Consider the following 15,137-nt stretch of genomic DNA (forward strand, 5'->3'; position numbering starts at 1 on the left):
TTAGCAACTAAAACCCAATCTATTAAAATTGGGTCTTTTGTTTATAAAGATGAGAAAAAGAGGGAGATAACCTATTTGTTATATTCCCTTTTTTTCTGGGTTCTATTATTTTTACTTACATTAGAATTCTAATACATTTCTAATTTCATTCAAATAAGATTGGCTGATTGGCAGTTCTGTGCCATCTTTCATTTTGACGATAAAGTTAGAAGTAATGTCCCTATAAATCCTTTGAATGAAATAGATATTAATAATATACGACCTGTGTATGCGGATAAAAATATCTGGTAATCGTAATTGAAGCTCCTTTAACGTTACATTCGTTTTATATTGTCCTCCCTCTTTATAAAACCATGTTTTCTTCTGAAGACTTTCAATATGGGAGATCTGTTCAATAGGGATGGGACTCCATTCCTCATTTTGCTTTCCTGTTAAAAAGCGGTATATATCTGGACTGTTTATTTTAAAGTGAGGAGGCAGCATAATAATAAGTGCTCCCTTTATTCCATCAAGTAAGATAGGATATCCAATTGCATAATAAGGAGTTTCAAATAGTGAACTATCCATTACAGCATCTACTTTACTATTTGTTTGCAATACTTTATAGGCCACGCTGTCAGGGGGGATAGGCGAGCCAACCTTTAAAGGAATTTTATGACATCCAGACTCAAAATAAATAAACGTATCCTTTACGGCAATGGCAATCGAAGCATCCTCTGGAATCCAATCTTCTAATATAGCTTTATACTGTCCTACACTTTCTTTTCCCACATTGAAATTATGCCAAGACATTTTTACATATCCTCCCCTGTGTTAACTGTTTTTTTATATTTCATCCTTCATATCCCCTGTTTCGTCATAATATTCTAACATTTTATCAAAAAATAATGAAAATTAAAACATACTGTTATATATTAATTTACAACAAGTGGTTCTGTTATGGAACAGGGGTGAAGTTATTTTCCTGACAGAATAACTATTAACTACAAATGGGAAGGTGGAAATTTATCATGTCAACTCGACAAGAAAAGATTGAAGCAATTAAAAAAGATTGGGCTGAAAATTTACGTTGGAAAGGTATTGAACGCCCATACGCAGCAGATGAAGTAGTTAAGTTACAAGGATCAGTTGTAGTTGAACAAACATTGGCAAAACGCGGTGCTGCTCGCCTCTGGAATTCGTTACATGACGAACCGTTTATCAATGCGCTTGGTGCATTGACTGGTAACCAGGCAGTACAACAAGTGAAAGCGGGCTTAAAAGCTATCTATCTATCAGGCTGGCAGGTAGCGGCTGATGCAAACCTTTCTGGTAATATGTATCCGGATCAATCTCTATACCCTGCAAACTCTGTACCTGCAGTAGTAAAGCGTATTAATCAGGCGCTTCAACGTGCTGACCAAATTGATCAGGCAGAAGGACGTGAAGGCTTCGACTGGTTCGCCCCAATCGTAGCTGATGCAGAAGCAGGATTTGGTGGACCATTAAATGTATTTGAGCTTGTGAAGGGTATGATTGAAGCAGGTGCAGCAGGTGTTCACTTAGAAGACCAACTGGCTTCGGAGAAAAAATGTGGTCACCTAGGTGGCAAAGTATTACTTCCAACTCAAAATGCGGTACGCAATTTAATTTCAGCTCGTCTTGCAGCCGATGTAATGGGCGTAGATACAATCTTAATTGCTCGTACAGATGCCGATGCAGCTGATATGGTAACTTCGGATATCGACCCACGCGATGCAGAGTTTATTACTGGAGAACGTACACCTGAAGGCTTTTTCCGTACAAAACCTGGTATCAAACAAGCAATCGCTCGTGGTTTAGCATATGCACCATACGCTGATTTAATCTGGTGCGAAACTTCAAAACCGTCTCTTGAGGAAGCTCGTGAATTCGCTGCGGCAATTCATGAAAAATTCCCAGGTAAAATGCTTGCTTATAACTGCTCACCATCATTTAACTGGAAAGCAAATCTTTCAGAGGAAGAAATCGCTGAGTACCAACGTGAACTAGGGAAATTAGGATACAAGTTCCAGTTTGTAACATTAGCTGGTTTCCACAGCTTAAACAAAGCAATGTTCGAATTAGCTGCAGACTACAAAGACAACGGTATGGCTGCATACTCAAAACTTCAACAAGCGGAATTTGCGCTTGAAGAAAAAGGCTACACAGCTACCCGCCACCAACGTGAAGTAGGTACTGGTTACTTTGACGAAGTATCACAAGTTATTTCTGGTGGTACATCTTCAACAACTGCCATGGCTGGTTCTACTGAAACTGAACAATTCGTATAATATCAGCTGTTTGGGCAACTCTAAGCAAACAGCAGCGGAAAGACGAAGACTAGTTTAATAGTGTATATCCACATTTACCCATTGAATGTGGATATACCTTAACATACACAAAGGTAGGGGATTTTGAGTATGGGTCAAGCTACAACAGGCAAACTGAAAATTGTAGGGGAAATTACACCACAGGTAGAACAAGTGCTTACACCTGAGGCAATCGAGTTTCTAACTCAGCTTCACGAAAAGTTTAATGATCGACGTAAAGAATTGCTGAAACTTCGTGCAGAGCGTCAAAAGCGTCTAGATGCTGGGGAGAAACTCGACTTCTTACCAGAAACGAAGCACATTCGTGAAGGCGAGTGGACGATTGCTCCACTTCCAGAGGATTTACAAGACCGCCGTGTTGAAATCACAGGTCCTGTAGACCGTAAAATGGTGATCAATGCATTAAACTCAGGAGCAAAGATGTTTATGGCATGTTTTGAAGATGCCTCTTCACCAACATGGGAAAACATGATCAGCGGGCAAATCAATATGCATGATGCGGTTCGCCGTACAATCACGTATACAAACCCGGCAAACGGCAAGGAATATAAGCTGAACGAAGAGACGGCTGTTTTATTAGTGCGTCCGCGAGGTTTACATCTCATAGAAAAAAATGTGACAGTAAATGATGAGGTAATGTCAGGAAGTCTGTTCGATTTCGGTTTATACTTCTTCCACAATGCAAAAGAAGCAATCGCTCGAGGTACGGGTCCGTACTTCTATCTGCCTAAATTAGAAAGTCATTTAGAGGCTCGCTGGTGGAACGAAATCTTTGTATTTGCACAAGATTATATCGGTATTCCGCAAGGTACAATTAAAGCAACTGTATTAATCGAGACGATTCCAGCAGCATTTGAAATGGACGAAATCCTATATGAATTGCGTGAGCATTCAAAAGGATTGAATTGTGGTCGCTGGGATTACATCTTCAGCTTCATCAAACGCCTTCGTAACCAGCCAGAAGTGGTACTGCCAGATCGCGGCCAGGTGACGATGACGGTGCCATTCATGCGTGCATATACACAATTATGCATTCAGACGTGTCATAAACGTAACGCTCCAGCGATGGGCGGTATGGCTGCTCAAATCCCTGTAAAAGGGGATGATGAAGCAAATGCAGCAGCATTTGCAAAAGTGGCGGAGGATAAACGTCGTGAAGCAACTGATGGCCATGATGGTACATGGGTTGCCCACCCTGGTATGGTTCAAACTGCGATGGAACAATTTGATGCAATCATGACAACACCTAACCAAATTCACAAAAAACGTGAAGATGTGTCTGTAACAGCGGATGATTTGCTTGCAGTTCCAGAAGGTACAATTACTGAAGAAGGTCTTCGAGTGAATTTAAATGTTGGGGTTCAATATATCGCGTCGTGGTTACGTGGTCAAGGAGCAGCACCAATTCATAATTTAATGGAAGATGCTGCAACAGCGGAAATATCCCGCACACAAGTATGGCAATGGATTCGCCATCCGAAAGGTATCCTGGAAGATGGACGCAAAGTAACGATGGAGCTGGTGCTTCAAGTGCTTGAGGAAGAGCTTGCAAAAATTAAAGAAGCTGTTGGGGAACAAGCTTATGAAGGCGGTCGTTATGCAGAAGCGACTGAGCTATTCAAAACTTTAATTGAGCAAGATGAGTTCGTTGAGTTCTTAACGCTTCCTGGTTATACAAAAGTTAACTGATTAATTGTTCGTTAGACATGAAAACTCTACTATCATAAGTTCGTTAAGAGCGCCCCTGCTTCAAATTCCACGGAGTTGGGCAGGGTGTGATTTTGAATATGGGCTGCCTCCCATAAAATAATATATATAGCGTTCAAACAAGGGGTCTATTATAGAAGAATTATGAAAGGTTCTTATATAAATAGGAAAAGTGTCTTTCCGGTCATGATGGGGCTGGAAAGACATTTTTTTATAGTTATTACCTTGGAAAATATGTGGAAGGTGCTATTGCAAAACTTTTCAGACAATACTAGTATGGGACTATCAGGGGTAGTACAGCTCAAGGGGGAGAAGGAGAATGAAGAATAAGGAAATTTTGCTTGTACCAGGGCCGACACCGGTTGTTGATGAAATTTATGAGGCACTGGCCAGTGAAACAAGAGGTCATACAGACCCGCGCTTTGCTGCTATTTATAAGCGTTCGATTGAAAACACGAAAAAGTTGTTCAACACGGATGGGGAAGTGTTTGTTGTAGCAGGGTCCGGAACATTGGCGATGGAAATGGCAATCGTCAATACAGTAGCAGAAGGCGAACGGCTGCTGGTTATCAGTCATGGTTACTTTGGTGATAGATTTATCTCGCTGTCCAAAGCATTTGGTATTGAGGTAGATGTATTGCAGGCTGAATGGGGAAAACGGGTTGATGCCGCTTCTGTAAAAGAAAAGCTGTCGACAGGGGCGTATAAAGCAGTTACGGTCACGCATGCAGATACTTCAACAGGTGTCTTTTCAGATTTAGAAGCATTAATCCCTCTCATTAAGGAAGCAGGCGCTTTAGCAATTGTAGATGGTGTTGTAGCAACAGCTGCTCTTCAAGAAGATATGAGCAAGGCATACGGTGGAAATGAAAACTATAAAATTGACATCGTCTTAACAGGCTCACAGAAGGCAATAGGCGTACCGCCGGGCTTGGCCATTATAGCGTTCAGCCAACGGGCAATTGCTGCAAGAGAAGCACTTGGTACAGTACGGGCTTACTATGCAGATATTGAAAACTGGCGGCCAGTTATGAATAATCCGGCAAGCTACTTTGCGACACCGCCTGTAAATCTCATTTATGCATATGATAAGGCACTTGACATCGTTTTGACAGAAGGAATGGAGAGACGTGAACAACGGCATATAACATATGGACGTGCGGTACGTACAGCACTTCGCACGTATGGAATGATGCCGCTTGCTGATGAAATGGCAGCTGCTCCAACATTAAGTTGCATCCTCTATCCAGAAGGCTTAGATGATACAAAATTCAGAAGCAGTCTGGCAGCCCGAGGCGTGATTGTAGCAGGTTCTTTGGCCCACCTGGCAGGAAAAGCCTTCCGTATCGGTCATATGGGGAATACGAAAGAAGAGCAATTAGCGGAAGCTATTATAGCTATTGGAGAAGTACTAGATGAGCAAGGAATAAAAGTAGATATACAAGAAGCTGTAAAAGTATTTAACAAGACGATAGCCGAGGATAGTAAGACAGCTTTATAATAACGTCATCTTCTGCTTCTGAAAAAGTGAGCTGAGCGAAGAAAGCTTTCTTCTGACGAGAGGAATAAAATGTTAATGAATTAGAGCAGAAAGTCATACCTGGATTATAACAGGGAGGCAGTCCAATAAGTTTAGTTTATTGGACTGCCTTTTGCCTTTTCTAAAAAAGAGATGAAGAAATCTCTGATAAAACATTTTTCCGATAATTATAAAAATTAGGTTAGAATAGAGGTAGGTCAATTCTTGAAAGGGAGAATGTACAGTGGGGGATATAATTATAGTTATACCTGCATTGAACCCTTTACAGTCGCTCTTATTATTAATCGAACGGCTGAGGTCAGCGGAAATTAAAAAAGTACTTATCATCAACGATGGAAGCGATGAAAAATACAAAGCTATCTTCGAAGAGCTAAAAAATCAGCCGCATTGTATGGTGCTTGAGCATAAGCAAAATGCAGGAAAAGGGCGTGCATTAAAAACGGGTTTCGAATATATTGTAAAGCATGAGAAAGAGGTAGAGGGCTTGCTAACGGTAGGTGCCCATGGACAACATACATTTGAGGACGTAGAACGAATGCTTGAATCTGCAAAGCTTTTCTCTGATGGCATTGTACTTGGAGTACGCCAATTTATGTCAAGAGAGATGCCATTGCTGAGCTTTATAGGAAACCGCGCAGCTTCTATTTTATTTGAATTGTTGTTTCATCATCGCTTGCTTGATATACAGACCGGGCTTCGGTATATTCCAAGGCGTGAACTGCTATGGCTGCGCAACGTAGATGGAGAGCAGGCAGATTTTGATACAAATATGCTAGTGCAGGCCGTTCAACGAGAAATCCCGATTTATGAAATTCCGATTGGCGAAGCCCGGGTAAGGAAAAACTCCATTATCCATTATGATGAGGCCATTGGAACGAGAGAAATACTGCAACAAATATGGAAAACATTTTTAAAGAGCAAATCTACGAAGGGGTGAAACTTTTTTCTGCGTGTTTCGTACATATTAATGAGTGCTACAGGGTTACCAATCATCCTTGCAGGGAATGAATAGACTGTAGTACTTATTTTTTTATCTAGGGGGCATTTTTATGGACCAAAATCAATCAATGGAGCAAATGATTGCAGGTAAGGAAAAACATTTTTCAGATGAAGGATTTTTTCATACAATGAAAAAATATGGAACGAAGATGGGCTTTAAAGGCTTGCATGCAGCAGCAACATTATACACGGCATTGAAAAGTCCAAATATGTCAAAGGCCAATAAAATGATTATCCTAGGTGCACTCGGTTATTTTATTCTTCCAATCGATGTAGTAGCTGATCTTTTACCGGTAGTGGGATTATCGGATGATTTAGTAGTCATGACTGCTGCTTTGACGAAGGTGTTCATGAGTATTGATGATGAAATGAAAGCGGACGCACATGCGCTGTTGAAAAAAACATTAGGTGAACATTATGATAATAATGAGATGCAGGCTGAAAAATTATAATAGGACAAGTAGATTTCGTCTAGGGACGGAATCTTTTTATTTAGATAAAAAATGCGGTATCGTAAAAGAAAAGAATAGGAAAGGATAAAAAAGCATGGAATATACAGATCCAGTCAAAAACCGGGTGAAGCGAATAGAAGGACAGCTGCGCGGTGTTTTAAAAATGATGGAAGATGGAAAGGATTGTAAAGATGTCGTTACACAATTATCGGCGGTGCGCTCTGCAGTGGACCGTACGATCGGTGTTATTGTCAGTGAAAATTTAGTAGAATGTGTACGACATGCGGAAGGGAATGAAGGCAAGGTGGACGAAATGATTAAAGAGGCGGTCAACCTTGTCGTGAAGAGCCGCTGATAGATTGGGGAGAGATGTATGTTAAAACGAATCACATTTCTTGTTATTTTAGTCGTGTTTGCCAAGCCGGTGTATGATGAAGTCTCAGAATTTCTAGATGTTTATGTGCCAACCGAAAACGTCACCGTAGAGACGGCTGAACCCATCAAAGCAGAACGTATGTCAGAACAGCAGCCTATAGAAACAGCAAATCAGACAGAACAAATCGCCCTAGCAGCAAAACCAGAAAAAGTAGAAAGTGCAGAACAATTAGCAGACGCATTCTTTTATCATTTCAGCAGATTGGATACCGAGTTTACAATTGAGTATCGAGGAAGCACAGCAGAGATCGAGCGCCTGCTGACAGACGCGACAGAAGAGGCTGCTCAGCGTGATACTTATATCGCCGGGCATTTATCGAATCGTGAAATGGAATACGAATACAGCAAAACGAAAGCTACTATTCGAGTAACGCAGAGTTATCTAACAAATCCGCAGCAGGAGCAGATGGTAGAAGGAATTACAGCATCGATTGTGTCCACGATGCGCCCGGAGGAAATGACGGATTTTGAAAAGGTAAAGTTCGTAAACGATTATATTGTGAAGAACACCGAATATAGTGAGGAATCAGTTGCCAGCTCCCACAGTGCTTATGCTGTTGCCCACGAAGGAAAAGGGGTATGCCAGGGCTATGCGTTGTTTGCTCAGAAACTGCTTCAGGCATTAGGTATGGAATCAATGTATGTTGTAGGAGAGGTCTATACGGGAGGACATGCATGGAACCTTGTAAAGGTCGAGGGAGAATGGTACCACCTTGATACGACTTGGAATGACCCTGTACCTGACCGCGGCACGGGTGTTCGCTATGATTATTTCCTGTTGAATGACCGGGACATGAGAGTCGATCACTCCTGGGAGGCAACGGACTATCCAAAGGCAGAAAGTTCCACATACAGCTATATGCATGCTGTGCAGGATAGCTATGAACATGGAGAGTATATTTATTTCAGTAATTCTGAAGACGAAAATAAGCTTTACAAATTAAATAAGGCAACAGGTAAGATGGCCCAAGTAGCGGATATCCGCGCTCTTTATATTGTAGGTGCGGGTGATTGGCTATATTTCAGCAATTATTCAAAAGGAGCCTACTTATCAAAAATACGATTAGATGGTACAGAGCTTACAACACTTTTCAAAGAAGAGGTACAAGACCTGTTCATTGAAGGAGATTATGTATACTTTACAGCTGAAAGCGGAGCCAAAAAAGTTGCACTTGAAGCTTACTAAGCAAATTGCCTAGTAAGCTTTTTTCACTGTGATTTTTTCAGTGATCGTTATTTATTTGGGGGAAAATGGGTAATTCTCATCAAATAAAGTATGAATATGCGCCTAATAATAAATTACCTTGCCTTTAGGACAGAAGAATTATTTTCTTATAATACAGATAATTCTTATAAAAATGGTTGACATTTGGAAATGAATTATTTAACATAAAATTCAACAATAGAACTTTATAAAAGCTCACTAGATAACTAGAGGCTCCTATTCAAAAAGAATGGGAGCCTTTTTGGCTTACGGAACAGCTTTTACATAAGATAAAAATTAGCAGGTAATAGCAATTGAATAATCAGCCTACTAGTCAACTAGAGGCTCCCTATCTGCTGAAGATATGGGAGCCTTTTGTTTTAAGGTAAATAAGGAGGCGTTATAAGAGGTGACAATGGAAATAGAGCATGAACAAATTTTGTATTTACCAGATCTTCGTTTTGCAAAATGGTGTGAAGGGGCATTTGCCATTAACCGCGGTGTTTATAACACAATTGATGAAAAGCTCTTTGAAGCGGGATATAGAAAAGTTGAGGATAGAAGAAGAGCTATCGTCTCATTTCTTCAGCAAAATGTGCAGCCAGTAAGTGACAAGAAATATTATACCTTTGGTTCAGGGAAGCTCTCTGTTGCACTGCATCAGTTCAGTAACAAAAAATTTTTAATTTAATAACCTAGTAAAATGATTTGTTTAGTTAAGTATAAAAGAAAAGTGAGGTTTTCTTATGACAAATATAGTCATCATTAATGGAGCTAATGCTCATACATCCAGAGTAAATGCCATTCAGCAACATATTCAGCAGGCAGCAGAAGTGGTGTCTATCATAGAGGTGCACCGACTACCTGCGGAGGATCTGCTTACTGCTGATTTTTTTAGTGAAGCGATTAAATCAGCTAATCAGCTTGTTTCAAATGCAGACATTGTCGTTGTACTGACACCTGTGTATAAAGCGGCTTATTCAGGGATTCTAAAAACGTATTTAGATTTGATTCCGCAAAAAGGATTAGAGGGAAAAACAATTCTTCCCATTGCTGTAGGAGGGACATTGCATCATCTATTGGCCATTGATTATGCGTTAAAGCCGGTGCTGTCTGCATTAGGAGCTACCAATATCCTGCAGGGGGTGTACGTCTTGGATCAAAGCATCCAGCGTAAGAATGATGGGTTTGTCATTGAAGTGAACGTCCTGGAACGGGTTAATCAGCAATTACAGAAAGCTTTTAATGATGTCGTTTTAATTAATTGAGTTGAAAATCGACAACAATTATACAGCAAGCCCAAGGGAGTTGAGGATATTCATGGTGTTTACCGAAACGATTGAATCTGTTGTAAAAGAACTGATGCAGCAATTTGCTGATACTGCTAGTGAAAGAGATGTATTAGGCGGAACGGCAAAAGAACAGAGGGATTTCATCCGAAGAAAGGGTTTGCTTGGATTAACAGCCCCAAAATATACAGGTGGATTTGGGGAGGATTGGCATACGGTGCTGGCCATTACCCGCCAATTTGCAAAAGTAGATAGTTCAATCGCTCATTTATTTGGCTACCATTTTTTATGTTTGGCATCAGTAGAGCTATATGGTTCCAAAGAGCAAGCAGCGTTTTACGCCAAAGAGACTGCTGAAAAAAATTTATTTTGGGGCAATGCCTTTAATCCGCTTGATAAACGGGTAGCAGCCCAAAAAGCAGGAAGCGGATGGCAAGTGAATGGCATAAAGAGCTTTTGCTCGGGGGCATCGGACTCGGATAGGCTGCTTATTTCTGCACAAAAGGACGATGGCTCAGGGCCTCTGATTGCAGTTATTCCAACTGATAGGAGAGGGATAACCGTAAGTAACGACTGGGATGGGTTTGGCCAGCGTCAAACGGATAGCGGCAACGTGCATTTTGACGCGGTGGAAATAAAAAATGAAGAAGTACTGGAAGCATATGAGCGACAATCAAGCGGCTTATTTTCAACTGTTCGCCCACACATCGCCCAGTCCATTCTCTCCCATGTGTTACTAGGGACGGCCGAAGGTGCATTTGAAGAAGCAAAGAACTATACAAAGAACGTTACACGCCCGTGGCTTACATCAGGCATCTCAGTAGCTGCGGAAGATCCATATTACCTTCATCACTACGGAGAGCTTTTCGTGAAATTAAAAGCTGCTGATGCGCTTGTGCAAATGGCTAACGAGTCATTACAGCGGACATGGGATCAAAAGCATTATCTTACGATAGAGCAACGAGGGGAGTGCAGTATCGTTATTGCTACAGCCAAAATTCAAGTTACACAGACAGCACTGGAGGTCACCAGCCGAATGTTTGAAATGATGGGAGCGCGGGCGACTTTTGCTAAATACAACTTTGATCGTTACTGGCGAAACGTGAGGACACATACGCTGCATGACCCGGTCGATTATAAAATTCGGGATGTCGGTCAGTATGTAGTAAATCAAAAGTACCCGGACATATCACCATATTCATAAGGGGGAAATAAAAATGGAAATTTTCTGGTTCATCCCAACTAATGGAGATGCACGCTATCTCAATTCTGCAGAAGGTGCAAGACCAGCCACATACGATTACTGTAAGCAGATTGCGCAGGCCGTAGATAACTTAGGCTATACGGGTGTATTAATTCCGACCGGTAAAACTTGCGAAGAAGGGTTTATTGTTGCCTCAAGCTTGATTGGGGAAACAAAAAATCTGAAGTATTTAGTAGCTGTACGTCCCGGCCTTATGTCTCCAAGCTTTGCGGCAAGGCTGTCTGCAACATTAGACCGTTTTTCAAACGGTCGTTTATTAATCAATGTTGTGGCGGGAGGCGATCCTGTTGAACTTGCAGGGGAAGGTTTCTTCCTGGGTCATGATGAGCGTTACCGTTTAACAGATGAGTTTTTGACGATTTGGCGTAATTTATTCACCGAGGATACTGTCGCTTTTGAAGGGAACCATTTGAAGATAGCAGGTGGTCAGTTACCGTATCCTACTGTACAAAAACCGTATCCTCCACTATATTTCGGAGGTTCATCTCCAATTGCGATGGAAGTGGCCGCAAAGCATATTGATGCTTATCTAACATGGGGAGAACCGCCGGCACAAGTAGCTGAGAAAATTCAAAAGATGCGTGTCTTAGCGGAGCAGCAAGGGCGCACAATCAAGTTTGGCATTCGCCTGCACGTCATCGTAAGGAGAACAGCAGAAGAAGCATGGAAAGCAGCCGATGATTTAATTCAATATGTAGATGAGGAAACAATCCAGCAGGCACAAAAAATGTTTAGCCGTATGGATTCGGAAGGGCAGAAAAGGATGGCCCAGCTGCATAAGGGAGACAAAACGAAACTTGAGATTAGTCCAAACCTGTGGGCAGGAGTGGGCCTTGTCCGAACTGGAGCAGGAACAGCGCTAGTAGGAGATGCAGATACGGTAGCAGCTCGCATAAAAGAATATGCAGACTTAGGCATCGAGACGTTCATTCTATCAGGTTACCCACATTTAGAAGAAGCCTATAATACAGCGGAACTACTATTTCCGAAACTGCCGATTGAGCAAAAAGTGGATGTCAATCAGCGTACATTCCTCAGCCCATTTGGAGGAGACATTAAGCCTGTTGCATCAAAACATTGAGATAAAAACTGCTTTTATTGATGAAGAGGATCTCCAGGCCTTCTGAGCGTAGGAAGCGAAGCAGGAGCTTGAAATAGGAAGTTTATAAAATCAGAAAAACAAGGGAAAGGGAAGGATATATGAAGAATATTCACACCGCTGAGGAAGATGGAAACACTTTTTCTATGTTAAAGCAGCAGCAGGTCATTGAGATAGGTTCACCGCAATTTACTATTTTACTGGATGAAATATCCAGTGATGCAGAAAGGCGCAGAAGAGAAGGGAAAAATGAACGTCCGTATTATGCTATGGAATTGATTCGAAAAGCACGATTAGGAGCACTTCAATTACCTATTGAAAAAGGAGGACGCCTGGCAAATATCGAAGAGATTTTTTCTGTTGTTGTTCAGTTGGCACAGGCAGATCCAGATGTAGCACATATTTTGAGGTCGCATTTCGGTCATGTAGAACAAATCGTCCGCGGAGCCGTTGAAGCTGAGAAGGCAGATGTGTTCCTGCAGCAGGTAGCAAATGGTGCTATTATCGGCAATGCCTTCACGGAGCGATCTTCTCAAAAAGCAGGAAGTGCCCAATTTGAAACGACCCTCTTACCGGACGGCGAGGACTATCGCCTGAATGGAATCAAATATTTTAGTACAGGAACTTTATATGCAGACCTTGTCTATGTTATAGCATCCACTGCGGAAGGGACCCCTATAACAGCCATTATCCCTACTAACCGAGAGGGAGTGCGGATTGTAGACGATTGGGATGGATTCGGTCAAAAATTAACGGGCAGCGGTACGACCATTTTTGAAAATGTATGGGTTGGAAAATACGAAGTAATAGAACATTTGCCTAATCAAACTCCGTTCAATTCATTTCCGCAGCTTTACCTGCATGCAGTGATGGTAGGGATACTGAAGAATGTCGTGGAGGATGCGGCAGATTTAGTAAGAAATCGGAAGCGGACATTTAGTTTTGCGGCAGCAGAAACGCCGCGGCAAGATCCGCAGCTATTGCAAATTATTGGTGAAATATCTTCCATTGCATTTGCCGCGGAATCAATTTTACTAAAGGCGGCTGCTACTTTGGAACATGCTGCGTCTACTGCAATTGGTGGTGATATCAATTTTGCATCCAGCCACCAGGCCTCCTTGGAAGCTTCCCAAGCCAAGGTGATTATCGACAGTCTCGCTTTGCGCGCTGCTACTCTTTTGTTTGAAGTCGGCGGAGCCTCTGCAACAAAGCAATCCGCTCATCTTGATCGCCACTGGCTTAACATTCGTACATTGGCCTCTCACAATCCGACGGTTTATAAGGCACGTACGATTGGTGATTATGTTGTAAATGATGTCAGCTTACCGCTTCAAGAAATTTATTTTTAGCAAATATCTGAAGCCGGCTATTGGTAACAAAAATTTAGATAGAGGGAGAAGTGACGATGAACGAAAGCAATCGCACCATCCGGAATGCTCATGATAAAAAATGGACGGAATATGCCGATCGAGTTGCTCAAAAGATTGCTTCAACGGCTTCTTTTTACGATGAAACAGGAAAATTTCCTTTTGAGCATTTTAAGATTTTGAAGGAAGAGGGATATTGCGGGCTAACAATCCCTAAGAAATATGGGGGGGAAGAGCTCTCTTTATATGAGATACTGCTTGTTCAAGAGCGGCTGGCGAAAGCATCAGGTTCCACGGCTTTAGCTGTTGGATGGCATTTAATGACTTTCTTTAGCTTATCTCATTTTCGCCCATGGAAGGAAGAAACTTTTGAGAGATTATGTAAAGAGGCGGTGGAAGAAGGCTTTCTATTAAATGTGTATGCAACGGAAAGGACTGCAGGCAACATTGTAAGAGGAGGAAATCCTTCGACGCTCGCCAAAAAAGTAGACAATGGCTACATCATTAATGGGCGAAAAGCATTTGCGACGCTTGCCCCGATCGTCAAACAGTTTACAGTTCTCGCTTATATTGAAGAAGAGGATAGGGTTGCAGAGTTCTTAATTAGAAAAAATGATTCGGTAGAAATCATCGATACTTGGAATGTACTTGGTATGAGAAGTACCGGCAGCATGGACATTGTATTGCACGACGTATTCGTGCCGGATGAAGCCCTTTTAGCCTATTCGGATAAGGGAGCAGCAAACCGCTTTAATGGGAAGAGCAGTGCCTATACCCTGCAGCTGCCGGCAGTCTACCTTGGAATCGCTACAGCAGCCCGTGACTTTATCATAAAGTATGCAGATGAAAAATACTCACCGAGCCTAAATAATGTGATTTTAGAAGCCCCCCACGTACAGCAAAAGATTGGCGAAATAGAAATATTGATTGCCATTTCACGCGGCCTTCTCTATGGCTTGGCCGAAAAATGGGACCGAGACGAAGGTGTACAGGATCAGTTGAGCCAGGAAGTGGCCATTACAAAGTATACAGTTTGCAATCATGCTGTCAAAATTGTGGAGCTGGCGATGAGCATCGCAGGAGGCCATTCCTTATCAAGGGATTTGCCATTGGAAAGATACTTCCGTGATGTTCAATGTGGGCTGTATAATCCGCCGCTAAATGATATGGTTGTGAACGGTGTTGCGGCAGAGGCTGTCAAAAATTATCGAGCTGCGAAACAAGTACCGCAACTGAGCTAGAGGAGATTAGTAAATAGGCAAACAAAAGCAAATATGCCTAGATGTATTTTCGCAAACGTACCATGAAAGGAAATTATGTATGAAGAAAAGACGTTGCGGGAGAATGTAGAATAAGCTAAAAGCGACAGTTTCTAGTGTCTTGCTTTAGATAAAAATTTTTATCTTTAAAACATATTAAACTTATAGGTTATTAGGTATATTGAGAAGGAG

General features: G+C 41.8%; 14 protein-coding genes. 13 read left to right on the plus strand and 1 reads right to left on the minus strand.

What is annotated here, in order from left to right:
* Nucleotides 1–120: 120 nt before the first annotated feature.
* Nucleotides 121–792, minus strand: a complete 672-nt coding sequence (locus AA0Y26_RS00005) for a LytTR family DNA-binding domain-containing protein (protein WP_413364275.1) — start codon at nucleotides 790–792, stop codon at nucleotides 121–123.
* Nucleotides 793–1,010: 218 nt separating this feature from the next.
* Between AA0Y26_RS00005 and aceA the strand changes: the two genes are divergently transcribed.
* The 13 genes from aceA to AA0Y26_RS00070 all read left to right on the plus strand — a co-directional run bounded on the left by aceA (nucleotide 1,011) and on the right by AA0Y26_RS00070 (nucleotide 14,927).
* On the plus strand, nucleotides 1,011–2,291 hold the full coding sequence (gene aceA / locus AA0Y26_RS00010; RefSeq protein ID WP_413364276.1) for an isocitrate lyase: 1,281 nt from the start codon (nucleotides 1,011–1,013) through the stop codon (nucleotides 2,289–2,291).
* Nucleotides 2,292–2,420: 129 nt separating this feature from the next.
* On the plus strand, nucleotides 2,421–4,019 hold the full coding sequence (gene aceB / locus AA0Y26_RS00015; protein ID WP_413364277.1) for a malate synthase A: 1,599 nt from the start codon (nucleotides 2,421–2,423) through the stop codon (nucleotides 4,017–4,019).
* A 337-nt stretch (nucleotides 4,020–4,356) separates the two neighbouring features.
* The gene (locus tag AA0Y26_RS00020; protein WP_413364278.1) at nucleotides 4,357–5,538 is read left to right on the plus strand and encodes a pyridoxal-phosphate-dependent aminotransferase family protein; all 1,182 of its coding nucleotides are present in this window, start codon (nucleotides 4,357–4,359) and stop codon (nucleotides 5,536–5,538) included.
* Between the two features lie 262 nt (nucleotides 5,539–5,800).
* Complete coding sequence (locus AA0Y26_RS00025; protein ID WP_413364279.1) at nucleotides 5,801–6,514, plus strand: glycosyltransferase family 2 protein; 714 nt, start codon at nucleotides 5,801–5,803, stop codon at nucleotides 6,512–6,514.
* Nucleotides 6,515–6,626: 112 nt separating this feature from the next.
* Nucleotides 6,627–7,028 carry a YkvA family protein gene (locus AA0Y26_RS00030; protein ID WP_413364280.1) on the plus strand — a complete coding sequence of 134 codons (402 nt, stop codon included), beginning with the start codon at nucleotides 6,627–6,629 and terminating at the stop codon, nucleotides 7,026–7,028.
* 94 nt (nucleotides 7,029–7,122) lie between these two features.
* Nucleotides 7,123–7,383, plus strand: coding sequence for a metal-sensitive transcriptional regulator (locus tag AA0Y26_RS00035; protein ID WP_413364281.1), 261 nt, complete (start codon nucleotides 7,123–7,125; stop codon nucleotides 7,381–7,383).
* Nucleotides 7,384–7,401: 18 nt separating this feature from the next.
* A complete protein-coding gene (locus tag AA0Y26_RS00040) occupies nucleotides 7,402–8,649 on the plus strand; it encodes a DUF5050 domain-containing protein (protein WP_413364282.1) in 1,248 nt (415 codons plus the stop codon).
* A gap of 427 nt (nucleotides 8,650–9,076) precedes the next feature.
* Nucleotides 9,077–9,358 carry a hypothetical protein gene (locus AA0Y26_RS00045; protein WP_413364283.1) on the plus strand — a complete coding sequence of 94 codons (282 nt, stop codon included), beginning with the start codon at nucleotides 9,077–9,079 and terminating at the stop codon, nucleotides 9,356–9,358.
* A gap of 55 nt (nucleotides 9,359–9,413) precedes the next feature.
* Nucleotides 9,414–9,935, plus strand: coding sequence for an NADPH-dependent FMN reductase (gene ssuE, locus AA0Y26_RS00050; RefSeq protein ID WP_413364284.1), 522 nt, complete (start codon nucleotides 9,414–9,416; stop codon nucleotides 9,933–9,935).
* 52 nt (nucleotides 9,936–9,987) lie between these two features.
* Complete coding sequence (locus AA0Y26_RS00055) at nucleotides 9,988–11,160, plus strand: acyl-CoA dehydrogenase family protein (protein ID WP_413364285.1); 1,173 nt, start codon at nucleotides 9,988–9,990, stop codon at nucleotides 11,158–11,160.
* 13 nt (nucleotides 11,161–11,173) lie between these two features.
* Nucleotides 11,174–12,301, plus strand: coding sequence for an FMNH2-dependent alkanesulfonate monooxygenase (gene ssuD, locus AA0Y26_RS00060; RefSeq protein WP_413364286.1), 1,128 nt, complete (start codon nucleotides 11,174–11,176; stop codon nucleotides 12,299–12,301).
* A gap of 119 nt (nucleotides 12,302–12,420) precedes the next feature.
* On the plus strand, nucleotides 12,421–13,668 hold the full coding sequence (locus AA0Y26_RS00065) for an acyl-CoA dehydrogenase family protein (protein WP_413364287.1): 1,248 nt from the start codon (nucleotides 12,421–12,423) through the stop codon (nucleotides 13,666–13,668).
* 56 nt (nucleotides 13,669–13,724) lie between these two features.
* Nucleotides 13,725–14,927, plus strand: coding sequence for an acyl-CoA dehydrogenase family protein (locus tag AA0Y26_RS00070; RefSeq protein WP_413364288.1), 1,203 nt, complete (start codon nucleotides 13,725–13,727; stop codon nucleotides 14,925–14,927).
* Nucleotides 14,928–15,137 lie beyond the last annotated feature (210 nt).

The organism is Lysinibacillus canaveralius, from assembly GCF_047301505.1.
Classification (GTDB): domain Bacteria; phylum Bacillota; class Bacilli; order Bacillales_A; family Planococcaceae; genus Lysinibacillus_B.

What these genes read in the sequence shown, in the direction of transcription:
- AA0Y26_RS00005 (WP_413364275.1), bottom strand. Translation starts at nt 792, where the DNA reads ATGTCTTGGCATAATTTCAATGTGGGAAAAGAAAGTGTAGGACAGTAT.
- aceA (WP_413364276.1), top strand. Translation starts at nt 1,011, where the DNA reads ATGTCAACTCGACAAGAAAAGATTGAAGCAATTAAAAAAGATTGGGCT.
- aceB (WP_413364277.1), top strand. Translation starts at nt 2,421, where the DNA reads ATGGGTCAAGCTACAACAGGCAAACTGAAAATTGTAGGGGAAATTACA.
- AA0Y26_RS00020 (WP_413364278.1), top strand. Translation starts at nt 4,357, where the DNA reads ATGAAGAATAAGGAAATTTTGCTTGTACCAGGGCCGACACCGGTTGTT.
- AA0Y26_RS00030 (WP_413364280.1), top strand. Translation starts at nt 6,627, where the DNA reads ATGGACCAAAATCAATCAATGGAGCAAATGATTGCAGGTAAGGAAAAA.
- AA0Y26_RS00035 (WP_413364281.1), top strand. Translation starts at nt 7,123, where the DNA reads ATGGAATATACAGATCCAGTCAAAAACCGGGTGAAGCGAATAGAAGGA.
- AA0Y26_RS00040 (WP_413364282.1), top strand. Translation starts at nt 7,402, where the DNA reads ATGTTAAAACGAATCACATTTCTTGTTATTTTAGTCGTGTTTGCCAAG.
- ssuE (WP_413364284.1), top strand. Translation starts at nt 9,414, where the DNA reads ATGACAAATATAGTCATCATTAATGGAGCTAATGCTCATACATCCAGA.
- AA0Y26_RS00055 (WP_413364285.1), top strand. Translation starts at nt 9,988, where the DNA reads ATGGTGTTTACCGAAACGATTGAATCTGTTGTAAAAGAACTGATGCAG.
- ssuD (WP_413364286.1), top strand. Translation starts at nt 11,174, where the DNA reads ATGGAAATTTTCTGGTTCATCCCAACTAATGGAGATGCACGCTATCTC.
- AA0Y26_RS00065 (WP_413364287.1), top strand. Translation starts at nt 12,421, where the DNA reads ATGAAGAATATTCACACCGCTGAGGAAGATGGAAACACTTTTTCTATG.
- AA0Y26_RS00070 (WP_413364288.1), top strand. Translation starts at nt 13,725, where the DNA reads ATGAACGAAAGCAATCGCACCATCCGGAATGCTCATGATAAAAAATGG.